This is a genomic window from Pseudomonas sp. Au-Pse12, from assembly GCF_021341665.1.
In the GTDB taxonomy this organism is placed as follows: domain Bacteria; phylum Pseudomonadota; class Gammaproteobacteria; order Pseudomonadales; family Pseudomonadaceae; genus Aquipseudomonas.
This window is the reverse complement of sequence record NZ_JAJTTH010000010.1, coordinates 40,433-63,890: the sequence shown is the minus strand read 5'-3', so window position 1 is coordinate 63,890 and position 23,458 is coordinate 40,433. Positions and strand designations below refer to the sequence as shown.

At 67.5% G+C, this 23,458-nt stretch carries 21 protein-coding genes and 1 pseudogene; 7 read left to right on the top strand and 15 right to left on the bottom strand.

The window, feature by feature from the left end; genetic code table 11:
• Window positions 1–618 carry a translesion DNA synthesis-associated protein ImuA gene (imuA, locus tag LXM55_RS25120; RefSeq protein WP_233322851.1) on the bottom strand — a complete coding sequence of 206 codons (618 nt, stop codon included), beginning with the start codon at window positions 616–618 and terminating at the stop codon, window positions 1–3.
• Window positions 618–1,235 (bottom strand): transcriptional repressor LexA, encoded by a 618-nt coding sequence (gene lexA / locus LXM55_RS25115; protein WP_233322850.1) that lies wholly within the window; start codon window positions 1,233–1,235, stop codon window positions 618–620. The genes imuA and lexA overlap by 1 nt, the downstream gene beginning before the upstream one ends.
• Window positions 1,236–1,415: 180 nt before the next feature.
• Between lexA and LXM55_RS25110 the strand changes: the two genes are divergently transcribed.
• Window positions 1,416–1,706, top strand: coding sequence for a type II toxin-antitoxin system ParD family antitoxin (locus LXM55_RS25110; RefSeq protein ID WP_207166156.1), 291 nt, complete (start codon window positions 1,416–1,418; stop codon window positions 1,704–1,706).
• 1 nt (window position 1,707) lies between these two features.
• Complete coding sequence (locus LXM55_RS25105) at window positions 1,708–2,064, top strand: type II toxin-antitoxin system RelE/ParE family toxin (protein WP_233323004.1); 357 nt, start codon at window positions 1,708–1,710, stop codon at window positions 2,062–2,064.
• A 61-nt stretch (window positions 2,065–2,125) separates the two neighbouring features.
• Here the strand turns inward: LXM55_RS25105 and LXM55_RS25100 are convergent.
• From LXM55_RS25100 to LXM55_RS25090, 3 genes and pseudogenes are all read right to left on the bottom strand, one after another.
• A pseudogene (locus LXM55_RS25100) lies at window positions 2,126–3,093 on the bottom strand (Gfo/Idh/MocA family protein).
• 17 nt (window positions 3,094–3,110) lie between these two features.
• The gene (locus tag LXM55_RS25095) at window positions 3,111–3,998 is read right to left on the bottom strand and encodes a Dyp-type peroxidase (RefSeq protein ID WP_233322849.1); all 888 of its coding nucleotides are present in this window, start codon (window positions 3,996–3,998) and stop codon (window positions 3,111–3,113) included.
• A gap of 175 nt (window positions 3,999–4,173) precedes the next feature.
• On the bottom strand, window positions 4,174–5,211 hold the full coding sequence (locus tag LXM55_RS25090; RefSeq protein WP_233322848.1) for an AraC family transcriptional regulator: 1,038 nt from the start codon (window positions 5,209–5,211) through the stop codon (window positions 4,174–4,176).
• Between the two features lie 259 nt (window positions 5,212–5,470).
• Between LXM55_RS25090 and LXM55_RS25085 the strand changes: the two genes are divergently transcribed.
• Window positions 5,471–6,415 (top strand): SphA family protein, encoded by a 945-nt coding sequence (locus LXM55_RS25085; protein WP_233322847.1) that lies wholly within the window; start codon window positions 5,471–5,473, stop codon window positions 6,413–6,415.
• Between the two features lie 62 nt (window positions 6,416–6,477).
• On the opposite strand, the gene LXM55_RS25080 is transcribed toward LXM55_RS25085, so the two are convergent.
• From LXM55_RS25080 to LXM55_RS25045, 8 genes are all read right to left on the bottom strand, one after another.
• The gene (locus LXM55_RS25080; RefSeq protein WP_233323003.1) at window positions 6,478–7,686 is read right to left on the bottom strand and encodes a DSD1 family PLP-dependent enzyme; all 1,209 of its coding nucleotides are present in this window, start codon (window positions 7,684–7,686) and stop codon (window positions 6,478–6,480) included.
• Window positions 7,687–7,771: 85 nt separating this feature from the next.
• Window positions 7,772–9,166, bottom strand: coding sequence for a D-arabinono-1,4-lactone oxidase (locus LXM55_RS25075; protein ID WP_233322846.1), 1,395 nt, complete (start codon window positions 9,164–9,166; stop codon window positions 7,772–7,774).
• 20 nt (window positions 9,167–9,186) lie between these two features.
• Entirely contained in the window at window positions 9,187–9,603 is a 417-nt protein-coding gene (locus LXM55_RS25070; RefSeq protein ID WP_233322845.1) for a c-type cytochrome, read from the bottom strand.
• Between the two features lie 141 nt (window positions 9,604–9,744).
• On the bottom strand, window positions 9,745–10,554 hold the full coding sequence (locus LXM55_RS25065; protein WP_233322844.1) for an energy transducer TonB: 810 nt from the start codon (window positions 10,552–10,554) through the stop codon (window positions 9,745–9,747).
• Complete coding sequence (gene tolR / locus LXM55_RS25060; RefSeq protein WP_233322843.1) at window positions 10,551–10,997, bottom strand: protein TolR; 447 nt, start codon at window positions 10,995–10,997, stop codon at window positions 10,551–10,553. Before tolR ends, LXM55_RS25065 begins: the two co-directional genes overlap by 4 nt.
• A 16-nt stretch (window positions 10,998–11,013) precedes the next feature.
• Entirely contained in the window at window positions 11,014–11,724 is a 711-nt protein-coding gene (tolQ, locus tag LXM55_RS25055; protein ID WP_207166158.1) for a protein TolQ, read from the bottom strand.
• Between the two features lie 93 nt (window positions 11,725–11,817).
• Entirely contained in the window at window positions 11,818–13,740 is a 1,923-nt protein-coding gene (locus LXM55_RS25050) for a phytase (protein ID WP_233322842.1), read from the bottom strand.
• 39 nt (window positions 13,741–13,779) lie between these two features.
• Window positions 13,780–16,302, bottom strand: coding sequence for a TonB-dependent receptor (locus LXM55_RS25045; RefSeq protein ID WP_233322841.1), 2,523 nt, complete (start codon window positions 16,300–16,302; stop codon window positions 13,780–13,782).
• Window positions 16,303–16,753: 451 nt separating this feature from the next.
• Between LXM55_RS25045 and LXM55_RS25040 the strand changes: the two genes are divergently transcribed.
• The 4 genes from LXM55_RS25040 to LXM55_RS25025 all read left to right on the top strand — a co-directional run bounded on the left by LXM55_RS25040 (window position 16,754) and on the right by LXM55_RS25025 (window position 21,643).
• Window positions 16,754–17,668 carry a GGDEF domain-containing protein gene (locus LXM55_RS25040; RefSeq protein ID WP_233322840.1) on the top strand — a complete coding sequence of 305 codons (915 nt, stop codon included), beginning with the start codon at window positions 16,754–16,756 and terminating at the stop codon, window positions 17,666–17,668.
• A 9-nt stretch (window positions 17,669–17,677) separates the two neighbouring features.
• A complete protein-coding gene (locus LXM55_RS25035; protein WP_233322839.1) occupies window positions 17,678–18,715 on the top strand; it encodes an AraC family transcriptional regulator in 1,038 nt (345 codons plus the stop codon).
• Window positions 18,716–18,855: 140 nt separating this feature from the next.
• Window positions 18,856–20,481 (top strand): NADP-dependent glyceraldehyde-3-phosphate dehydrogenase, encoded by a 1,626-nt coding sequence (locus LXM55_RS25030; RefSeq protein WP_233322838.1) that lies wholly within the window; start codon window positions 18,856–18,858, stop codon window positions 20,479–20,481.
• Window positions 20,482–20,599: 118 nt separating this feature from the next.
• Window positions 20,600–21,643, top strand: coding sequence for an FUSC family protein (locus tag LXM55_RS25025; RefSeq protein WP_233323002.1), 1,044 nt, complete (start codon window positions 20,600–20,602; stop codon window positions 21,641–21,643).
• A gap of 3 nt (window positions 21,644–21,646) precedes the next feature.
• Here LXM55_RS25025 and LXM55_RS25020 read toward each other — a convergent pair whose 3' ends face one another.
• Both LXM55_RS25020 and moaB read right to left on the bottom strand, forming a co-directional pair.
• Window positions 21,647–22,852: a molybdopterin molybdotransferase MoeA gene (locus LXM55_RS25020; RefSeq protein WP_233322837.1), complete on the bottom strand. Its 1,206-nt coding sequence runs from the start codon at window positions 22,850–22,852 to the stop codon at window positions 21,647–21,649.
• Window positions 22,849–23,388, bottom strand: a complete 540-nt coding sequence (gene moaB / locus LXM55_RS25015; RefSeq protein WP_060840020.1) for a molybdenum cofactor biosynthesis protein B — start codon at window positions 23,386–23,388, stop codon at window positions 22,849–22,851. Before moaB ends, LXM55_RS25020 begins: the two co-directional genes overlap by 4 nt.
• Window positions 23,389–23,458: the final 70 nt, after the last annotated feature.

Genomic DNA, 23,458 nt, shown 5'->3' with positions numbered 1-23,458 from the left:
TCAGTGCCCGGCGGGCCAGGCAATCGGGGCCGGATGGGCCAGCCCGCCCCGGCACTTGAGCACCCGCAACTGCACGGGGCGGCCCTGCACGCTGATCCTCAGGGCCGCCGGCGACGGGTTGTGCGCAGCGTCCAGGGGCCGGTAGGCGAAGGCCAGGGTCTGGCCACTTTCCGCCGCCACCTGCAAGCGCCGCAGGGCGCGGTCGTCAGCCTGCTGCGGCCAGCACAGCACCGCGCCGCAACTGCCGGAACGCAGGCACTGCTCGGCGGCCCACAAGGCATCGCGCTCCCCGGCCTGGATGATCGACAGCTGGCGCACATCCACCCCGGCGTTCTGCCAGGCCTGGGGATAGGGCACGAAGGGTGGCGCCACCAGCACCACCCGCTCCCCCGCCGCGGTCAGCCGCGCCAGGCTCGGCCACAGCAACTGCAGCTCGCCCAGGCCCTGGGCGGCGATGAGGATTTCCGTCAGCGCCGCCTCCGGCCAGCCGCCCGTGGGCAGCACCGCATCCAGGGCGGCGTGCCCCGTCGGCTGCAGGCTGGCCGGCGCGGCCGCCGGGCGGCCTTTCCATACCTGTCCGCCATTGAACAAGGTATCCAGTGCGACCACGGCGCCCATCAGCCGGGCCTCACCAGGCCGCAGAACACGCCTTCGATGAACAGCTCGTGGTCGGCGCTGACCTCGATCGGCTGGTAGGCCGGGTTGCGCGGCAGCAGGCGGATGCTCTGGCCCTTGCGCTCGAAACGCTTGATGGTCACCTCGCCGTCCAGGCGGGCGATCACGGTCTGGCCGTTGCGCACCTCGCTGCTGCGGCGCACCGCCACCAGGTCACCGTCGAGGATGCCGTCATCGATCATCGAATCGCCCTGGACCCGCAGCAGGTAATCCGGAGTGCGGGAGAACATCCCCGGGTCCAGCCACAACTGGCCGTGTATGTCGGCATCGACGCCAATCGGCGCACCGGCGGCCACCCGCCCCAGCACCGGGATTTCCAGCAGCTCCGGGCGCCGCGGCTGATTGAGCAGGCGAATGCCCCGGGCCTGATGCGGGTTGACCTCGATGAACCCGGCCTCGGTCAGCGCCAGCACATGCTTGCGCGCCACGCTGCGCGAGGCGAAACCGAAGGCCTGGCTGATTTCAGCGAGGCTCGGGGGCTGGCCGTGATCGGCGATGCGTTCGCGGATAAAGGTCAGGATGGCACTGCGGCGGGGAGATAAAGTCGTCATGGAGTACATTTGTACTCCTCTCGGATTTATCTGACAAGAACCGCCAATCAGTCCTGCCAGAAAACCATCGTCGATGTCGATGAACGCCCACAGCCACTTGTCGTCAAGCCCCCTTCGAGGCTGAATCCGGCTGCCAGTTGGCATAATATGCCAACGCCTTTCCTCACACGCCCAGCCCAGGAGCACGGCATGCCAACGCGAAACGTTGTCCTCACCGCCCATCAAGAGCAGCTCATCAACAACCTGGTCAAATCCGGTCGCTACCAGAACGCCAGCGAGGTCATGCGCGAAGGTTTGCGTCTGCTGGAACAACGGGTTGCCGAGGAAGCCGCGAAAATCGAGGCATTGCGCCAAGCCGCTGCGATCGGTATCGCGGACCTGCAACAAGGACGCTTCAGCCAGGTGCGGGAAGAAAACCTGCAGCACTACCTGGATGAGCTGGGACTGGAAGCCGTCGCCACGGATCAAGAGAAACACTGAGGTGGTCCAGTACCGGATTTCCAATGCAGCCCGAACCGACATCGTCGACGCACTGCGGTTTTCCCAAAAGCACTTTGGCGAAGCGGCCCGGGTCCGCTATCAGGCCCTGATCCTGCGAGCCCTGCACGATCTCGCCAGCAACCCTCGGCACGTTGGTAGCCACGAGCGTGACGACATCGCACCGGGCCTTCGCAGCTACCACCTGTTCTATTCCCGCCAACACTCCCGCCCCCCTCAAACCCAGGTCAAGAAGCCACGACATGTCCTGTTTTATCGAGTGATCGATGACCGCCTGATCGAAGTGGTCAGGTTGCTGCATGACGCCATGGACGTTCAGTTGCACCTGCCTGCCCAATGATCGGCGCCCCCGCAGGAGCCGGCTTGCCGGCAAAGCCGCCCGAAAGACCGCCGCCATTGGATCAGCCGCGCTGCAGAATCCGATCCATGACCCAATCGGTCTTCAGCGCCTCGCTGGCCTGGGCCGGGTGCACTGCGTCGCCGCGGATATGGGCGTTCATGCCCTGCACGTGATGCCACTGGATGTGCTCGGGGTGCTCGATGACCAGGCTCAGGGGCTCTTCGGCTTCGAGTTGCAGCGGATGCTCGTCGAACACGGAAAAGGTGATGCGCCCCCGGCTGCCGATGATCTCCACCCGGTCCACCCGGCGGTCGGCGACGAAATTCCAGGCGCCGCTGCCCAGTGCCCCGCAGGCGAAGCGCCAGCTGGCGCTGACCGCGTCCTCGGCGGCATACAGCCCGGCCTGGCGGGTGCTGATGCCGGCCACCTCGACGATGTCGCCCACAAGGTACTGGAACAGGTCCAGGCCATGGCTGGCCAGGTCGGCGAAGTAACCGCCACCGGCAATCCGTGGGTCGGTACGCCAGTTGGCCGCGCCGCTGCGATCTGCCTCGGAAGCGGCCTTGCTCAGGCTCCAGTGCAGGTGCCGGACCTCACCGATGCGGCCATCTGCCAGCCATTGCCGCACCTGCGCAAAGCGCGGCAGGGAACGCCGGTAATAGGCAACGAACAGGTGCAACCCGGCCTGCTGGAACGCCTGCTGCATGGCCCGGCTCTGCCCGGCATGCAGGGCCATGGGCTTTTCCACGCAGCAATGCTTGCCAGCGGCGGCCACTTGCAGGCTGTAGGCGTAATGGCTGTCGGGGGGCGTGGCGATGTACACCGCGTCCACCTCGGGGTCGTCGATCAGGGCCTGGGCATCGGTCTACCAGCGGGCAATGCCGTGGCGCCGGGCATAGTCGCGCACCGCCTCGGCGCGGCGGCCCATCACCGCCACCAGCGCCGAACCCGGGACCTTGTAGAAGGCCGGGCCGCTCTTGCGCATCGTGCGCTGCCGCACCCGATCATGCCCCAGCGCACGGTCGTCAGCGGCCCGGCCTCGCTGTTCATTTCGCGCTTTGCAGCGCGCGCAGGTCGAGCTGGCCGTTGTGCAGCGGCGGGCACCAGTAGTAGCCGCCGGTGATCGGCCGGCTCATGCGGTACAGGCCGTCGACGATGCCGTCCTCCAGGCCGCTCATGCGCCGCAGTTGGACTTCGAAGGCGTTCAGCGTGTGACCGAAGGCGAGGAACATCAGGCCGCCGTTCTCACCTTCGACCCAGGGCATCGAGCGGCGCACGATAAAGGCTTCCGGGGTGAAGCTTTCCTGGGCGGTGCGCTTGACGTGGGCCGACTCCGGCGCGTCATCCAGCTCTTCGTTGTCGCTCAGGCGCCGGCCGATGATGTGGTCGCGCTCTTGCTGGTGCATCGCGGCAAAGCCCTTGAAGTCGTGCTGCCACTGCTGGATCGCGGCAAAGCTGCCACCGCGCAGGCCGTCTTCGCCTTCGGCCAGGGCGGCGGCCGCGGCGGCTTCATCTTCAGGGTTTTCGGTGCCGTCTTCGTAACCGGTGAGGTCGTGGCCGGTCTTGTGGCGGAAGGTCTCGTTCATCGCCACCAGGCGCAAGGCCGGGGCCAGGGCGGCCGCCAATTCGTTGCTGCGGTGCAGCAGCTCGCCGCGATCATCACCGTGCAGCCAGACCCACAGGGCGTGCTGGGTCGACGGGTTGTCGACGCCAACGCCGGTCAGCGCCGGGAACGCCTTGAGCCCTTGCACCCGGGCGCCCAGGGCCTTGACCAGCGAGGCCCCCAGGCCCGCCACCGCCGTTGCGCCATCCACCCGCGCCAGCAACTGGTCGAGTGCCTGGGGCAACGCCTCGATGGATTCGAGGGCAAAGAACAGGTGACGGGCCTGGGACGGAACGGGTGCAGCAAGGATGCCGGGCTGGTAGTAACTCATGGGAACTCCTGAATAAAGGCAGGGAGTTTACCGCTGTGGGCTGCCGGCGTCAGCGTTGATACAGACAAGCCTTGTCGCCGCTGCCGCAGGCTGCGAACGGCTTGGGCCGACGCAGCAGACGCAGGGATCTTGAGGACGCCAGAGGCTCGGCAGCGGCGACAGGGAGGCACGGCCCTCAATGCGCCACCGACTCTTCGCGAAAGGCGCTGGGGCTGAGCCCGGTCCAGCGCTTGAAGGCCCGGCGAAAACTGCGCACATCACTGTAGCCGACCTCTTCGGTAATGCGCTCGATGGACAGCTCCGGGTTACCCAAAAGGTTCAGGGTCCGCGCCTGGCGCACCCGCTCCAGCAGGGCTTCGAAGGTCAGGCCGTGTTCGGTCAGGCGCCGGCGCAGGGTGCGCCCGCTCATGTTCAAATCCCCCGCCACCTGCTCGATATGGCTGCCGGCCCGCAGGTCCCGGGACAAGGCCCGCTCCACCGCCTGGATCAGGTCCATCTTCTGGTGCACCTGGGCGCTTTCCAGCTCCAGCAGCTTGAGCGCCTGACGCAGCGCCACCGGGTGATGGTTGGGCAAGGGCATCTGCAGCCAGCGGGCCTCGATCACCATGCGTGCGTGCAGGCAGCCAAAGCGCACCTGGGGGCCCAGCAACTGCTGATAGAGCTCGGTGTAGGCCGGCGCGGCGTGCATGAACTCCACGCGCAATGCCTGGAACACCGGGCTCACCAGGGCCCGGCCGTAGATCAGCAGGCTGGCGAAGAACTCTTCGGCGGCAAAGATCTGCACCTCGCCGTAAGGCAGGCGGCACTGCAGCTCGACAAAGAACTCCTCGCCCTGACGCCCGACATCGGCCGTGACGATGGTGCCCGAGGTGTGCTGGTGACGGATGCCCAGCTCGAAGGCGTCGCCCAGGGTCCGGCACAACGACAGCGCATGGCCCAGCAGGCCCAGGGTGCCCAGCACATTGCGGCTGCCGACCCACAGCCCCAGGCCCTGCTGCGGCAGCGCCGCCAGCGCGCGCTCGATCATCGCCACCGCCTGGCGGTAGGAGATGCGCAGCGTCGGGTCCTGCAGGTCGTCCAGGGTAAAGCCCAGGCCACGGCACAAGCGCTCGGCGCTGACGCCCTTGGCCTCGGCGACGTCCGCCAGGGTCTGCAACAGGAAGGGTGAAACCAGGGCCAGCTGGTCGTGGGGGTCGGCGGCTTTGATCTGCATGGGAGTGGGCTTCCGGGCCGCTTAGGCGGCTGTTTTTATGGTCTGCCTGCACCGGCGCCAAGGCTTCACCGGTGGCCCAAGCATATCCCGATGCCTGGGGTTTTACGGGGGAATGTAACAAAGCATTGCAAAGTGTCCGACAAAGTCCCCCTCCCTGTCCGCCAATACCCTGCCCCGTGCCCGGCCCAGGGCTTATTTCTATGGCGCGGGCGGTGCCCCTGCCGCCGCGCCCCCACTAACAATAAGAATGAGCCCAACCATGCACCCTACCCGCCTTACCCGCTCCCTGCCCCTGGGCGTGGCCCTGGCCACCTGCGCCAGCCTGAATGCCCTGGCCAGCGAATCCGGGGTCGACAATATCGGCCCCGGCACCGACGGCTTCTACGTGCTGCCCCTGAGCCCCGACCAGCTCCCGGAGCACATGTTCGCCTTCAACCTCTACTACAACCACTACCAGGCCAGGAAGCTCGATATCAGCTCCCTGGGCGGCAAGGTCCAGGAGGTCAGGATCACGTCCGACGCGATCATCCCGCGCCTGGATTACCTGAGCCCGCTGCGGGTCCTGGGCGGGCGCCTGGGGGGCTACGTGGCCCAGCCCTACCTGCGCCAGCAAGTGTCGCTGTACGGCCAGAGCGACCGCCGCGAAAGCATGGGCGACACCACCTTCGCGCCGATCATCCTCTGGGACATGGGCCCCAACCTGACCCTCGGCGCGGCCGTGGAAGTGACCCTGCCCACCGGCCAGTACGATGCCGACCGCCTGGCCAACACCAGCAACAACTTCACCACCTACAAGCCGCTGTTTTCCATGACCTGGCTGCCCAGCGAACGCACCGAGCTGTCGTTCAAGAGCACCTACAGCTTCAACCAGGAAAACCGCGATACCCACTACCGTTCCGGGCAGATCTTCCACTTCGACTATTCGGCCAGCTACCGCCTGACCGACGACCTGAGCCTGGGGCTCAACGGCTACTACCTGAAGCAGACCACCGACGACAAGCAATACGGCAAGACCGTGACCTTCATGGGCGAGGACGTGAGTGACGGGGTGCGCGGGCAGGTGTTCGCCATCGGCCCGGCGCTGCACCTGCGCTTCCTCAAATACGCCAGCGCCGAGATCCGCTGGGCCAAGGAGTTCGACGTGGAAAACCGCCCCGAGGGCGACATGCTCTGGGCCAAGCTGACCATTCCCTTTGCCCTGTGAGGCCTGCGGCCGTCTAGACGCCGCTGCGGGTTCGGCGGGAGACCGCCAGGGCTCGGCAGCGGCTACAGGTACACCGGCCAGCGTTCGACAATGCGCCCGCCTCGCAGCGCCAGCAGGTCGCCAAATTGCAGCAGCACCGCTTCGCTCTGCTGCGGGCGCAGGAACACCTGGTCGTCCACTTGCAAGCCCACGGCGCGGGAACCGTTGACCATCTCCTGGTTGGAACTGCGACCGAACAGGTCGTTGCTCTGCAAGCCCGCCGGCGCTTCGAGATCCGCCAGCCAGTGGCCGCCATAGATAAAGAAGGTCTGGCGCTGGTTGCGGTCCCACCAGGACAACAGCCGCGACTTGTCGTCCAGGGCCGGGATCCGCACCGGGCCAGTGCTCTTGAGCACCGGGGTGGCGATAAACGCCGCCGGCACGTGCTGCTCCAGGGACGCCAGGTCGTAGTGGCTGGGCTTGAGCAGCGCAGTACCCACCGACACCTCGCTGCTCAGGCGTTCCTGTTCGTGCCGGCGATAGCTGGGGCTGCCAGCGGTGTTCAGGGTCAGGTCGGCGTGCCACAGCGCCGGGTACTGCTGGCGGGTGAAATCGGCAAAGCCGTTGTAGCGCGCCATGACCTGCTCGAACAGGCTTTGCGGCGAGCCCAGAATCCCCGGCACGCCCATGTCGACAAACGGGTCGTAGCCCATGAACCCGGCAAACTCCAGGTGCTGCGGGTGGGCGCTGATCAGCGCCAGCATCTGCCCCAGCACGGCGTTGTCCGCCACGCCGCCACGGTGCAGGCCCACATCCAGTTCGATGTTGATGCGCAGGCGCGTGCCCAGGCCCTGAGCCAGCGCCAGGTACTGCTGCAAGCGCTCTGGGGTATCGAGCAGCCATTGCAGTTGCCGGCGCGGGTCGAACGGGCCCTTGAGCTGCTGGTAGAACAGCTCGGCGGCGCGGACCGGCAGGGGTTTGCCCAGGAGGATATCGGCGTCGGCAAACACCTCGGCGTCGTGGTTGAGAAACGGCTGGTGGAACGACATCAGGCGCCGGGTGCCGGCACGCTGGGCGATGTAGGCCAGCAACCCCGGCGACGGCAGGGATTTTTCCACCAGGCGCAGGTGCTTGCCGCCGCGTCGCACCGATTGCATCACCACATCGATGTTGTGATCCAGGCGATCGAGGTCGATCAGCATCACCGGCCGCATCGGCCCGTTGGCCTTGAGCTCGCGATTGAGCCCGGCGAAATACGCGTTGTAGGGCGCGCCCCGGTCGCCGGGCCGCAGCCAGGCGCCGACACCGGCCAGCAATACCCCGGCCCCCAGGGTGCCGGCCATGAAATGACGACGGTTCATGTGTCTGATCTCCTGTTCACGCCACGCCCAGCACCGAGGCCAGGTGGGCGTTGATGAATTTGCCTTGCGGGTCCAGCGCCTGGCGCACCCTGGCAAAAGCCTGCCATTGCGGGTACAGCCCCTGCAGGGTGCGGGCATTGAGGCTGTGGTGCTTGCCCCAGTGCGGACGCCCCTGGTACTTCCAGAAAATCGGTTCCACCGCGGCGAAGAAATTGTGGTGGTCCATGCTGTAGTGCTGGTGCACCGAGATCGAACAGCTGTCGCGCCCCTCGAACATGCTCAGGGGAATGTCGTCGGCCTTGACGTAGCGGTACTCGATGGGAAACCAGGTGCGCAGGTCCTTGTCGCGGATCAGCGCGAGGATCTCGCGCAGGCACTGCGGCCCCAGGTGCGCCGGCACCGAGTACTCCATTTCGTTGAAGCGCACGCTGCGCACATTGGCGTAGACCTGATAGGAATCGCCCACTCGCGGATCAAACCGGGCCAGCCAGCGCAGGCTGTTGAGCAGGTGGCTGCGGGTCTCGGGGAAGTCGCTGACGTACTTGTCGAGGTTCTCGATCAGGCTGACGAACTCGTTGCCGCCCTCCTCGGCCGGGTCGGTGGGCGGGGTCGGCAGCTCAGTCGTTTCGTTCAGCGCCACCGCCAGGGCGTAGTCGGAATGGGTGACCACGAGCATTTCCCAGTGCTGGTTGTCCTGGATGTGCTTGTCCATGTCTTCCAGCAGTTCATCGGTCCTGGCAATCCACTGCTGTTCCCGCAGGCGGTAGGCCTCGCGGTTCTGCAGGCGCACCCGGGTCGCCACCCCCAGCGCCCCGAGGGACACCCGGGCGGCGTGGAACACCTCGGCGTTGCGCTGGCGGTCGCAATCCAGCACTTCGCCGTTGGCGGTCACCAGCTGCAGCCCGCAGACCTGGGACGAATAGGAGCCGAAGCCGATCCCGGTGCCGTGGGTGGAAGTGGCAATCGCCCCGGCCAGGGTCTGGTAGTCGATGTCCGCCATGTTCCACAGCGCCTGCCCCACCGCCTTGAGGGCCGGGCCCATCAGCGCCATCGGCGTGCCGGCGGCGAACTCGGCCTGCAGGGTCTGGGGGTCGTGGGCCAGCAGGCCGTTGAAATAGGCCAGGGATAGCAAGGTGCCGTCGGTCGGCACCAGGGCACTGAAGGAGTGCCCGGAACCCACCGGGCGAACCTTGCCCGGGGCCTGGCGGATCACCTGGCGCAGCTCGTCCAGGTCCTTGGGCGCCAGCCGCGCCTCGGGCAGGCAGCTTTGCGCGCCGGACCAGTTGCGCCAGGGAATCAGCCGCGGGGCGCGGGCCAGCTCGGCCAGCAGCGAGTTGCTGCACAGCGCGCTGAACGCGCCGAGGGCGCCGGCGCCTTGCAGCAGCCGGCGTCGGGAAAGGTGCATGACCATGAAGGGAGACCCTGTGTTTTTTATGGGAATGAGTGGCCGGACATGAAGCTGATCAGGGCCAGGAACTGCTCTTCGCTGCACTGCATGCACTGGCCCATGGGCGGCATGCCCTGGTAGCCGTTGATGCTGTGGTCCAGCAGGGTGTCGGCGCCCTGGGCCAGGCGCGGCGCCCAGGCCTTGGCATCCCCGGCCTGGGGCGCACCGGAGGCCGGGTTGGCGTGGCACAGCTGGCAGCTGCTGGCATAGACCTGGGCCAGGGCCGGGTCGGCCGGGGCCTGGCGGGCGGCGTCGAGGCGCGCCGCGTTGAAGGCCCCGCTGGCCGGCGGCTCTGCCTCGCCGCAGGCACTGAGCAGCACGCCCAGGGCCAGGCCCAGGGCGCTGCGAACAATCAGGGAACAGGGGCGCCGCAACGGGCGCGAACAGGTGACAGTGGGCATCGGCGGTCCTCAGTGCAGCCAGGGCAAGGGGCCCGCCCCGACGACAGGGGCGGGCCACACCCGGCCACACTAAGACACCCCAGCCCCGGGGTTGAGGGCATTGGCGGCCAGCCAAGGGGACTTGTCCGGCCAGCCCCGGCCTTACTGGATCCGATAGTGAAAGGTGTTGCGCACCGCCGGCACCGTCACCGCCCGACCGTCGATCAGCCGTGGCTGGTAGCGGAAGGTCGCCACCGCCGCCAGGGACGGGCGCATGAACAGCGGGTGGCAACCGTCGATGACCTTGGGGTTCTCCACCCGGCCCTGGGGGTTGACGCTGTATTCCACGGTGCAGTCGCCCTCCAGGTTCTTGTCCAGGGCCCGCTGCGGGTAGTCCGGAGCCTCCTTGCTCAGGGGCTGGTACTGGCGGCTGTCGGCAGCAGCCTGGGCCGCCTGCTGGCGCGCGCGCTCGGCGGCCAGCCGCGACTGTTCGGCGCGCTGGGCCTGGGCTTGTTCCTGGGCCACGCGTTGCTCGGCATCGCGCTGGCGCTGTTCGGCGTCCAGGCGCTCGCGCTGCTGGCGTTGCTGCTCTTGCGCCTGCTCACGTTTCTTGTCGTCCACACGCTTACGCGCCAGGGCCGCCTGCTCCAGCTTCTGCGCCTGCACTTGGGGGTCCACCTGGGGCTTGGGCGTCTCCAGCGCAGCGGCTGGCACAGGTGGCGGCGGTGCCAGGTGTGCCAACGCCGGTTGAGGCTCCGGGGCCGCGGGAGGTGCCAGCATCACCAGTTGGGTGGTGAGAACCGCCGGCGCCTCGACCTTCGGTTTGTCCACCGACCAGCCCAGCACCAGCGCCGCCAGCACCCCGGCGTGCAGGGCCAACGCCAGGGTCGCCGCCAGGCTGTTGCGCCAGAAGCCGGACGCCTCGGGCCGCATGGGCATCACTGTGGGGCGGTGCAGGATCATCGCCGTCATTGCGGGGCCTCGGTCACCAGCCCCAGGTTGTGCACCCCGCCCTGCTGCAACGCGGCCATGGCCGCCACCACGCTGGCGTAGGCGGCGTCCTGGTCGGCGCGGATGTACACCTGGGTGTCGCCGCGCTGGGCAATCACCTGGGCCACCTTGGCGCGCATCTGCTCCAGGTCCACGGCGCTGTCGGTCTGGTGCCGGGTGTCGAGTTCGCTGCCCAGGTTCCAGTAGTAGCCGCCCTCGGCCTTCACCGACAGGGTGAGGATCTGCTGGCGGCTGTCGGTGGCCAGGGCCTCGCTGGCGACCTTGGGCAATTGGATCTTCACCCCCTGGGTGAGCATCGGCGCGGTGACCATGAAGATCACCAGCAGCACCAGCATCACGTCGATGTAGGGCACCACGTTCATTTCCGCCTTGGGTCCGTGCTTGCGTTGCGGCCTGACTAACATCGGCTTGCTCCTTCTCTCAGGCGGCCACGGCCAGGTGGCTCGGGGTGCCCTGCAAGGTGCGGTGCAGGCGCACCTGCAGTTCGTTGCCAAAGGCGTAGTAGCGGGTCAGCAGGGTCTGGCTGCGGGCCGAGAAGCGGTTGTAGGCGATCACCGCGGGAATCGCCGCGAACAGGCCGATGGCGGTGGCGATCAGCGCCTCGGCAATGCCCGGGGCCACGGTGGACAGGGTCGCCTGCTGCACCTGGGACAGGCCGAGGAAGGAATTCATGATCCCCCACACGGTGCCGAACAGGCCGATATAGGGGCTCACCGAGCCCACGGTGGCGAGAAACTGCAGGCCCTTTTCCAGGCGGGTTTCCTGCTCGCTGATGGCCACGTACAGGGCCCGCTCCACGCCCTCCAGCACGCCTTCAGCGGCGCCACCGGCCGCGCCGCGCAAGTGGCCGAATTCCTCATAGCCGGCGACAAAGATCGGCTCTACGCCGCCTTCGCCATCAGCCTTGCGGGCCACTTCGCGGTACAGCGGCAAGAGTTCGGGCGCGGCGCGAAAGCGCTGGATGAACGCGTTGCAACGGCGCTCACGGCCGCGCAGCACGGCGCCGCGCTGGATGATCAGGTACCAGCTGAGCAGGGATGCCAGGAGCAGGGTCAGCATCACCGCCTTGACCAACAGGCTGGCATCGCTGATCAGCCCCCAGATGCTCATGTGTTCGAGTGTGGCTTGCATGGTGAAACTCCTTCGTGGGTGCCCGCCGGGGCCTGAGCCGTGCCGGCGGGGCTATTCGATGAGATACCGATGACCGGGTGATGACAGCCCGGCTCAGGGCAGCTTCAGGGCCCGGGTGACGTCGGCCCAGGGCACGAACTTGAAGTTCTGGGTCTGCTCGGGCATGCGCTTGCGTCCGTCCTGGACCACCAGCAGGCCCTGGCTCCAGGGCCCGCCGAGGTTGGCCGAGGTGACTTCCAGGCCGTCGGTTTCCGAGGCGCCGTCGATCCCCGCCGCGGCGTTGAGGCTGACCCGGAAGGCGCCGTGGGAAGCGAACGGCGGCTCGGCGTCCAGCACCAGGTAGCTGTCGTTGCCCTGGCTGGAAATCACCAGGTAGTCGCGGGCGTTGCTCTGGTACAGCGCCAGGCCCTCGACATCGGCCTGCAACAGGCCGCCGACCTTGATCACGCTGTGCAGGGTCGCCGGCTGCTCGGGCCGGGCATCCACCGCCCACACGCCGACGTCCTCTTCACCCAGGAACAGGCGCTGGCGCTGGTCATCGGCGACGCAGCCCTCGGGCTGGCTGGCCACCTTGAACTGGCGCACCAACTCGCCCTGGGCGGTGCCGCCGGGGGCGCTCAGGCGGTACTGGACGAAGGTGCCGTCCTTGTCGTTGGCAATCGCGTAGATCTCGCCGCTGGCCGGCTGGAACAGGCAGATGCCGTAGATTTCCTTGAGCGGCGTCGGCACCTCCCCGGCCTCGCTCAGCTCGCCGCTGGCGCGGTCGATGGCGAACAGGCTGAGGCTGTTGCGGTCGCGGTTGCTGGCCACGGCCAGGTCCACGCGGCGCTCGCCGAGCTGGAAGTTGGGGCGCACGTCGACATTGTTCAGCCGGCCCACCGCCAGTTCCTGCAACAGCTGGCCCTGCAGGTCGTAGGCCAGCAGGCCCTGCTTCTTGTTGGTGCCCAGCACCCGGCTCAGGGACGGCTGCTGCGGGTGGACCCAGATCGCCGGGTCATCAGCGGCATCGCCCTGGCGCCCCACCGGCTCGCTCTGTGCCGCCGCCTGCACGTTGGGCAATACCGGCGGCAGGGCCACCGGGGTGGCCTGCCAGTTCAACTGGCCCTGGTACAGGCGCCCGTCTTCATCGTCGCGCAGCAGCACTTGCAGGCCTTTGTCGCTGGCGCGCAGGGCGATGTTTTCCGCCTCCTTGAGGCCGGCCAGGGGCAGCGTGGCCTGGGCCGACCAGCCCTGTTCCTGCTGCTGATAGAGGTGCAGTTGCGCGGCTTTCGGGTCCAGGCCCAGCACCCCGCCCGGCACCAGGGCCATGGCCCCGGCGCTTTTCCTGATCTCGCCAAAGGGCGCGCGCAGGGCCACCGGCTGGCGCGCGGTGTCGGCTTCGGCGTGGGCCGGGTAGGCCCACCAGCCGACATTCTGTTCATTGACCAGCAGTTGCTGGGCGGCGTCGTCCACCTGGCAGAACTTGGCCTCCGGCGGCAGCGGCAGGCCGCGCACCCGCTGCGGCTCGGCGCTCAGTTGCGCGCCGTGGCCCACCAGCCACTGCTCGCCCTTGCCCTCCTCGCCCACCAGGAACAGGAACAGGTTGCTGGCCTCGTCGCGGTACAGGCACAGGCCGTTGACCGGGAAGTCGCGGGGCGGCAGGTACAGCGGCTGGCCCCAATGCCGGGCCTTCGGGTCGAGGCTCAGCAGCAGCGCCTGCTGGCGTTCGTTGTCCAGGCTGGCCACCAGCACTTGCTGGCCGGCGGCGCGGCTGTCCAGGCCGTTGAACGACCCCTTGAAGCGGGCCAGCTGGCGGCCCTGTTCATCCAGCAGCAACAGGCCTTCGCGCTCGCTGGCCAGCAGCCGGTCGGCGCCTGTGCCGGCGGGCACGAAGCCCAGCCCGGTGACGCCCGGGGTCTGCTCGGCCCAGGGTTTGAGGGTCAGGCCCGGCACGCTGGGGGCGGCCTGGGCAGCACTGCTGGCCAGGCCAATGCACAGCGCCAGCAGGGTGGTTTTCGCGGTCGATACAGTGCTCATCACAATCCTTGGAGGTGCAGTCGGGCAGCGGCCCGGTACTTAGAAGTGGGTGAAGGTCAGGCCGAGCTTGTAGGTCGGGCCGTATTCCTCGTACTGGGCGTTGTAGGAGCGGTTGCCGGTGTAGACGAAGTACGGCTGGTCGGTGAGGTTCTGCGCCTCGAAGCTCAGCTGCAGGTTCTTGCTCAGGGAATACTTGGCGCTGAAATCGACGAAGGTCTGGGCGTCCACGTGCAGGTCGTGGGCCTTGTCGCTGATCGAGGCCAGCTCATAGAGGTAGGCCGACTTGTAGTTGGCCGACAGGCGCAGGCTGAGCGTGTCGTCTTCCCAGCCAAGCATCAGGTTGCCCACGGTGTCCGACTGGTTGGGCAGGTCGATGTCGCGCTTGCGGTTGACCCCGGCCTTCTGGTCGAAGCCTTCGATGCTCGCGCTGGAGCGGCTGAAGGTGCTGTTGGCGCCCAGCAGCAGGCCGTTCCACGGTGCCGGCAGCCAGTCGAATTTCTGCGAGTAGGCCAGCTCCAGGCCATACAGCTTGGCGCTGTCGCCGTTGGCGAAGGTGTGCGCCTCGGAGAACCCGCTCCAGGCGCCGGTGCCGGCCAGGTCGGTGTTGTAGACGAAATTCTGGATGTCCTTGTAGAACACGAAGGCCGAGACGCTGCCGGCGCGGCCCATGTAGTGCTCGATGCCCAGGTCCAGGTTGCTCGACTCCAGGGGCTTGAGGTCCGGGTTGCCGAAGGTCGCCTCGTCGCCGTCGATGACAAAGCCCGGGGCCAGTTGGCCGAAGGTCGGGCGCACCACGCTCTTGGTCCAGGCCGCGCGCAGCTGGGTGTTCTTGTCCAGCTGGTAGCGCGCATGCAGCCCCGGCAGCCAGTGCTGGTAGCGGCGCTTGGTGTCGGTGGCGGTGAAGGCGCCGTCGGTGACCCCGGTGCCCTTGGCCTCGAACTCGGTGCCCTCGTAGCGCAGGCCGGCGATGAAGCGCCAGTCGTCGATATCCAGGGTGTTCATGAAGTAGCCGGCGTTAATGTCTTCGCGGATCTTGAAGTCGTTGACCCGGGATTCTTCCTCGTCGTAGAAGGCCGCCGGATTCAGGCCGCCGATCAGCTGCTTGATGGCGCCGCCGCTGATGCCCGGGCCGAAGCGGCCCAGGGAGTAGTCCACGCGGCCCTTCTGGAACTGCCCGAGGTTGAGCTGCTGGTCGGTGAAGCCCAGGGTGTCGAAGTCCTTGTAGACCCAGGCTTCCAGGTCGTTGTCCTTGTTGCGCCGGCTGACTTTGCCGCCGAACTTGAACTGCGCGGCGTAGCCGCTCAGGTCATAGTCCCGGGCCAGGTCCAGGCGCAGGTTCTTCTCGGTGTCGGTGGTGTTCTGCTTTTCCCAGTCGACCTTGTCCAGGGTGAAGTTGGCCGCGTCAAAGAAGCCTGAGCCGATCACCGGGCGCGGCTTGCCGTTGTCATGGAAACCGCTGTCGGAAAAATCGCTGTTGCCCTTGAAGGTGGCCCCGGCGATATGCGCCGGGCTGTCTTCGCTGGAGCGGCTGTAGCCAGTCTGGCCGCTGAGGGTCCACAGGCCCAGCTGGCGCTCGCCGCCGAACACGTAGGACTGGATCTCCTGGGTTTCCTCACGCTGCTTGAGCTTGCGCTTGGCCTCGGCGTCGCCGCGCTCACCGGCCGCCAGCGGGTCGGCGAACTCGATGCTGGTGGAGTTGCGGGTCTCGCTGTCCTTGTAGCGGCTGTAGAGGGTGCGCAGGTAGTAGCTGCTGCTGTCGTCGGGCTTGTAGTCGAAGTTCAGGCCGCCGCCGGCACGCTCGCGGCTGATGGCGTAGTCGCGCTGCTCGAACTCCTGCAGCCTGGCGCCCCGCTCGAAGTCCCAGGCGCCGCCGGTCTCGACGTTGTCGGAGCCGAAATCACGCTTCTGCCAGCTCAGGGCCGCGGCCACGCCGAAGTTGTCGATGCCGTCGCCGAGGCTGAAGCGGTTGCTCGCCGCGCCGGAGAATTTCGGGCTGGTCTGGCGGGTGTTCTGGTCATAGCTGGCCTCGCTGCTACCGCTGTAGAACAGGCCCTTGTGGTCGAAGGCCGAGAGGCTTTTCACGTCCACGGTGCCGCCCAGGGAGTTGGCGTCCATGTCCGGGGTCAGGGTCTTGATCACCGACAGCGACTGCACCAGCTCCGAGGGCAGCACGTCCAGGGCCACGGCGCGGCGCGCGCTTTCCGGCGAAGGCACCAGGGTGCCGTTGATGGTCACGCTGTTGAGGTCCGGGCCCAGGCCACGGACGCTGACAAAGCGCCCTTCGCCCTGGTCGCGCTCGATGCTGATGCCCGGCAGGCGCTGCGCCGCTTCGGCGGCGTTCTGGTCCGGCAACTGGGCCACGCCGTCGGCGTGCACCACGCTCTGGATGCTGTCGGAACGCCGTTGCTCCTTGAGCGCCTGATCGATGCTGGCCGCCTGGCCGACCACTTGAACGTGCTCGGTGGCGGCCGTTTCGGCGGCGCTCAAACGTTCACTGGCGATGGCCATGGCCAGCGCGGTCAAGGTAAAGCTGACAAGCCCGGGACTGCTGCGCTTGTACATGAGGTTCCTCCCCAAGAGTCCGCCAACGCCGGGCAAGGGGCCCGGCAACTGGGAGGGCACGCTAGGGTCGGTGAATGACGGTTCCGTGACAGGCCGGGGCGGCGAACGGCGCAAACGCCCTTTTGCCCGGGGTTCGGCCGGCACAATGAGCTGAAATGACCTGTGGCGCAGGCGCTGGGAGAGGGTTCGGGCTCGCCGGGGCGGCGGCCGCGGGGGCGAAATTGCACGGCGGCATGGAATACGCGGGGGGCAGGTTCTGGGCGCGCTGCGCAGGCCAGCGGGAGCAAGCGCCCTCGCCCCGCCAAGCCGGTTCGGCGGGGGGAACAGGCAAAAAAAGACGTCGGCACCGTGAGCTGATTCGACCCCTTGGCGGTTTTTCCCGGTGTCACCCCGCTGTCATCTGCATCTGCTGTGCTGGCGCCCTCTCACACTTGGCAAAAGGATCGCGGCCATGTTCTCCGTGCTCAAACCCCACCGCTGGAAACTCGCCGCGCTGTTGCTGGCGGCCAATGCCGGGCTGCTCCTGCACCTGGCCTGCGGCACGCTGAAGCCGGTCAGTGAATGGCAATGGCTGGACATCATCGGCGAAGGCGGTTCGGCGCTGCTGGCCCTGGTCTGGCTCGCGCTGGTGCTCAAGAGCCGCCCCGCCGGGCGGGTCACCCACTACCTGGTCCTGGGCCTGAGCTGCATTTTCTTTTCCTGGTGGATCGACAGCCTCGACGAATTCATCCGCCTGCCCGACAGCATCACCTGGGACCACTGGCTGGAGTCCGGGCCGATGCCCATCGGCATGATCCTGCTGACCATCGGCATCTACCACTGGCACCGCGAACAGCTGGCCATCAGCGCGCAGATGGAAAAGAAGGAACGGCTGTTTCGCGAACACCGGCAGTTCGACAAGCTCACGCCGCTGGCCGGCGCCGACTACCTCAAACGCGAGCTGGCCAGCAGCCTGGAAGACAGCCGCCGCCAGCAGCAGCCGTTGTCGCTGCTGGCCCTGGACCTGGACCACTTCGCCGCGATCAACCAGGACTACGGCCATGCCGAAGGCGATGCGGTGCTGCAGGCCCTGAGCCATGTGCTGCTGCTCAACCTGCGGCGCCAGGACCTGCTGTGCCGGCTGGCCGGCGACCGCTTCGTGGTGCTCTTGCCCAACACCGGGGAAAGCCAGGCCCGGCTGCTGGCCCTGGAGCTGGAACAGGCGGTGCAGGGCCTGGCGCACAAGACCCGGCAGCACGGCGAGCGCCTGCACCTGGCGGCCAGCACCGCGGTGGTGATGGCCCTGGAGGAAACCCCGGAAGTCCTGCTCAAGCGTCTCAACCTGGCCCTGGCCCGGGCCAAGCAGCCCCTGGCGAAAACCGCCTGAGGCGCCGTCATGACCCTGAAGACCCACTGGTACGAAGCCGATACGCGGTTCATTCCCGGGCACTACCAACCGGCGGCGCTGATCGACCTGGCGCTGTCCCGGGACATCGACAGCCACCGCCTGCTGCGCGGCACCGGGCTGTTCCACGAGGACATCCTGGCCGGGCAGACCCGCCTCAGCCCGCAGCAGTTCCTGGCGCTGATCGGCAACGGCCGGCGCCTGCTGGATGCCGACGACAGCAGCTTCCTGTTCGGCCAGCGCCTGTTGCCCGGGCACTACGGCGCCGCCAGCCATGCCCTGCGCCATGCGCAGAACCTGCACCAGGCCCTGGACGCGCTGGTGCAGCAGCAAGCCCTGCTCAGCCCCCTGGCCAGCCCGCGCCTGGTGCTGGACGAGCACCACGCCTACTGCTACTGGCTGGACAGCTGCGGCGCCGGCGAGCACTGGCGTTTCCTGCTGGAAGCCAGCATGACGTCGCTGGTGGCCATGAGTCAGTGGCTCAGTGGCCAGCGCCTGCCCTGGGAGTGCAGCTTCAGCCACGGCGAGCCGCGCTATGTCGAACAGTACTGGGTGCACCTGGGGGAACAGACCCAGTTCCAGCGGCCCCTGGACCTGATGCGCATCCCCCGGGAATACCTGACCCGGCCCTGGCCCGGCGCCTCGGCCACCGCCGGCCAGGTGGCGCGCCTGGAAGCCGGCGAGCACCTGCGCCAGCTGGGCTTTTCCAGCAGTTTTCTGGATGCCCTGTACCGCTACCTGCAAGCCCACGTGCGCCGCACCCCGAGCCTGGAACAGGCGGCCCAGGCCTTCGCCATGAGCCCGGCGACCCTCAAGCGCAAGCTGAGCAAGCACCACAGCGGCTATCAGCAGCAGGTGGACCGGGTGCACACCCACGTGGCGTTGTACCTGTACCAGATCAGGGGCTGGAGCAACGAAGCCGTGGCCGAGTACCTGAACTTCAATGACCCGGCCAACTTCCGCCGCGCGTTCAAGCGCTGGACCGGCAGCACCCCGAGCCTGATCCGGCAGTTGCTGGGCAGCAGCTGAAACGTTTAATCTCGAACCATGACCGCTGGCGTGCCGACCGCACAAAGCGCTAAAGCCGCAGGCCATTCAGGCGTATAAACCTTGGAGCGATGGCGCCAGCGTCATCCGCGCCGCCGCCATTTCCAACACGGGGTAGAGTCATGACCACAGCCAACGTCCTCACCAACCTGTTTCCCGCTGCCGCCGACATCCCCGAAGCCTATCGCCTGCCCGACCCGGTGGAGCAGCGCGACTACCTGGTGGACGGTGAGCTGCGCACCTGGAACGGCCCCCTGGCCCAGGTCCGCAGCCCGATCTACCTGAGCGGCGCCGACGGCGACCAGCAAGTGATACTCGGCAGCACGCCGCTGCTGGACGCCGACACCGCGCTCACCGCCCTGGACGCCGCCGTGCGCGCCTACGACCGTGGCCAGGGCGCCTGGCCAACGATGCGCGTGGCCGAGCGCATCCAGCACGTGGAAGCCTTCCTGGCGCGCATGCGCGAACAGCGCACGGCGGTGGTCAAGCTGCTGATGTGGGAAATCGGCAAGAACCTCAAGGACTCGGAGAAAGAGTTCGACCGCACCTGCGACTACATCGTCGACACCATCGGCGCGCTCAAGGAACTGGACCGGCGCTCCAGCCGCTTCGAACTGGAGCAGGACACCCTCGGCCAGATCCGCCGGGTGCCCCTGGGCGTGGCCCTGTGCATGGGCCCCTACAACTACCCGCTGAACGAAACCTTCACCACCCTGATCCCGGCGCTGATCATGGGCAACACCGTGGTGTTCAAGCCGGCCAAGCTCGGCGTGCTGCTGATCCGCCCGCTGCTCGAAGCCTTCCGCGACAGCTTCCCGGCCGGGGTGATCAACGTCATCTACGGCAGCGGCCGCGAGACCGTCAGCGCGCTGATGGCCAGCGGCAAGATCGACATCTTTGCCTTCATCGGCACCAACAAGGCCGCCAGCGACCTGAAGAAACTCCACCCCAAGCCCCACCGCCTGCGCGCGGCCCTGGGCCTGGACGCGAAGAACCCGGGGATCGTGCTGCCCGACGCCGACCTGGACAACGCGGTCAGCGAGGCCCTCACCGGCGCGCTGTCGTTCAACGGCCAGCGCTGCACCGCGCTGAAGATCCTGTTCGTCCACGAAGCTGTGGTCGAGCGTTTCATCGAGCAGTTCAACGCCAAGCTGCAGGGCCTCAAGCCGGGCATGCCCTGGGAGCCGGGCGTGGCCCTGACGCCGCTGCCGGAAAACACCAAGGTCGACTACCTGCACGCCCTGGTGGCCGATGCCCAGGCCCACGGCGCCCAGGTGGTGAACCCTGACGGCGGCGCTTCCCGGGCGTCGTTCTTCTACCCGGCGGTGCTGTACCCGGTGAACCCGCAAATGCGCGTCTACCACGAAGAACAGTTCGGCCCGGTGGTGCCCATCGTGCCCTACCGCGACCTGGACACGGTGATCGACTACGTCCTGGAATCGGACTTCGGCCAGCAACTGAGCCTGTTCGGCAGCGACCCGGCGGTGATCGGCCGGCTGGTGGACACCTTCGCCAACCAGGTCGGGCGGATCAACATCAACGCCCAGTGCCAGCGCGGCCCAGACACCTTCCCCTTCAACGGCCGCAAGAACTCCGCCGAGGGCACGCTGTCGGTGCATGATGCGTTGCGCACCTTCTCGATCCGCACCCTGGTGGCGACCAAGTTTCAGGAGCGCAACAAGGAGCTGATCAGTGACATCATTCGCAACCGCGACTCCAGCTTCCTGACCACCGACTACATTTTCTGAACCACCGTGCCGGGGCTCGCCACGCGCCGAGCCCCGGCCACTGATTCAGCCACTCATGCCACTGGGAGAAACCAGCCTGGGCCCGTTCAATTTCCTGCCACGCATCACCCTGCCCCCCTTGCTGCGCCGCCTGCTGCGTCCCGTGCTGGACCCGTACCGGCGCTACCGTCACGCCCGGCTGATCCACGCGGTGCGGGTCGCCCTCGGCCTGATCGCCACCATCCTCTTGACCACCGGCCTCAACCTGCCCCACGGCGAATGGGCCTCGGTGACCATGCTGGTGGTGATCGGTGGCCTGCAGCACCACGGCAACATCGGCAAGAAAGCCGCCGAACGGGCCATCGGCACCCTGGTCGGCGCCGGGGTCGGCCTGGTGCTGGTGGTGCAGCAGGCGTACTTCGGCCAACCCTGGCTGACCTACCTGGGCATGTCGGCGGTCTGCGGCTACTTTTCCTACCACGCCATCGGCAAGGGCGGGTACACCGCGCTGCTGGCGGCGATCACCGTGTTCATCGTCGCCGGCCACGGCGACAACCAGGTCAGCGACGGCCTGTGGCGCGCGGTGGACATCCTCATCGGCATTGCCCTGGCCCTGGCGTTTTCCTTCGCCATTCCGCTGTACGCGGTGTACTCCTGGCGCTACAACCTGGCCAGCGCCCTGCGCGACTGCGCGCAGCTGTACGGGCGGATCATCCAGGGCCAGTCGGTGACCGACGACGAGCACCTCAAGCTCCTGGGCCGGGTCAACGCCGCCATGCTGCAACTGCGCTCGCTGATGCCGTCGGTGTCCAAGGAAGTGCGGATTTCCATGACCGAGCTGGACGCCATCCAGCGCAACCTGCGGATGTGCATCAGCACCCTGGAGATCCTCGGCAACACCCGCCCCGACGCCAACGACCGGCAGGCCATGGCGCAGATGCAACGGGCGCTCAAGGCCGAGCACCGGCAGATCCGCGTATTGCTGATCGGCATGGCCCGGGCCCTGCAATCGGGGGTCACCCAGCGCCTGGAAAAATCCGTGGAAGGCCGCCCCGAGAACGCCCTGGAAGCCCCGGTGTACTCGACCCTGGACGGCTACCGGCTGCTGACCCGACAACTGGCGGCAACCCTCGGCGAGATGCACCAGCGCCTGGCCAAGAGCGCACAGCGCTGGAAGATCTAGGCCCTAGAACAGCTCGCTGAAGGGAATGAAACGCGCCGAATCGCCCACCTGCAGGGTGCGGCCTTCAAGCACCTCCACCAGGCCATCGGCCCAGCTGGCCCCCAGCAGCACCCCGGAACTCTGGTTCGGATAGAGCACGGCGCGGCCGTTTTCCAGGCGCGCCCGCAGGTATTCGCGGCGGCTGCCGGCCTTGGGCCAGGCGAAGGCCACCGGCACTGCGACGCTCAGCGGCGCGACCTCCTGCACCCCTTGAATCCGCAGCAGGTAGGCCCGGGCCAGCAGGCCGAAGGTCACCAGCGCCGAGGCCGGGTTGCCCGGCAGGCCGATCACCGGCACCTGGCCGAAGTGGCCCACGGTCAGCGGCTTGCCGGGCTTGATCGCGAGCTTCCAGAACAGCGGCCGGCCATCGTTCCTCAGTACCTGGCCCAGGCAATCGGCATCCCCCGCCGAGACGCCACCGGTGGTCAGGATCAGGTCCGTGCCGTGCTGCAACTGCTCCAGCCGCAGCCGGGTCTGCTGCGGCTGGTCGGGCAGAATCCCGGCGTCGATGACCTCGCAGCCCAGGCCGTCCAGCCAGTGGCGGAGCAAGGTGCGGTTGCTGTTGTAGATGCAGCCGGGGCGCATCGGCGTGCCCGGTTCCAGCAACTCATCGCCGGTGGACAGCAGCGCCACTCGCGGGCGTCGCACGACCTGCAACTCGGTGCAGCCCTGGGCCGCGGCCACCGCCAGCTCGAAAGGCCCCAGGCGCGTGCCGGCTTGCAACAGCACCTGGCCGACACGGTTTTCCTGGCCTTGGGGGCGGATGTTCTGCCCCGGCTTGAGGGCCTGGGTGAAGCGTACCCGGCCGTCCTCCAGCCGCTCGACGTTCTCCTGCATCTCCACGCAATCGGCGCCGGCCGGCAGCGGCGCGCCGGTGAAGATCCGCGCACAGCTGCCCGGCTGCAAGGGGTCGCCGGGCTGCCCGGCAAAGATCGTCTGTGACACCGGCAGTGGCTGGCCGTCCCAGTGCTGCAGGTTCAGGGCGTAGCCGTCCATGGCGCTGTTGGGCCAGGGCGGCAGGTCCAGGGTCGCCACCAGGTCAGTGGCCAGCACCCGCTGCCGGGCTTCATCCACGGCCAGGGTTTCGCTCTGTGGCAGGCGCTGGGCATCGGCCATGGCCAGCAGGCTGGCCAGTGCGTCCTCCAGCGGCATCAAGGAACCCTGGCTCATCCGCGCGACTCGCAGGCCTGCACCGGCTTGAGGTGCGGCACGAAATTGCACGGCCGATGGCGAGCATCCAGTTGCTCGGCGAGGATCCCTTCCCAGGCCGTGCGGCAGGCTCCGGTGGAGCCCGGCAGGCAGCACACCAGGGTGCCGTTGGCCAGCCCGGCCAGGGCCCGGCTCTGCACCGTGGAGGTGCCGATATCGAGAATCGAGATGGCGCGGAACAGCTCGCCGAAACCGTCGATGTGCTTGTCCAGCAGGCAGCTCACGGCTTCCGGGGTGCTGTCGCGGCCGGTGAAGCCGGTGCCGCCGGTGATCAGCACCACCTGGATGCGTTCGTCGGCGATCCAGGCCGCCACCTGGGCGCGGATCTTGTACAGGTCGTCCTTGAGCAGGTTGCGCTCGCTCAGGGTGTGGCCGGCTTCCAGCAAGCGGCTGACCAGCAGTTGCCCGGAGGTGTCCGTGGCGTATTCCCGGGTATCGCTGACTGTCAGCACGGCTATGTTCAAGGGTACAAACAACGCATCCGACTTCACGCTCATGTCATTCTCCGACCGGCAAGATAAAAATCATGGGCTCAGGCTAAGGGCGCCAAAGCGCGGCTGTCTAATC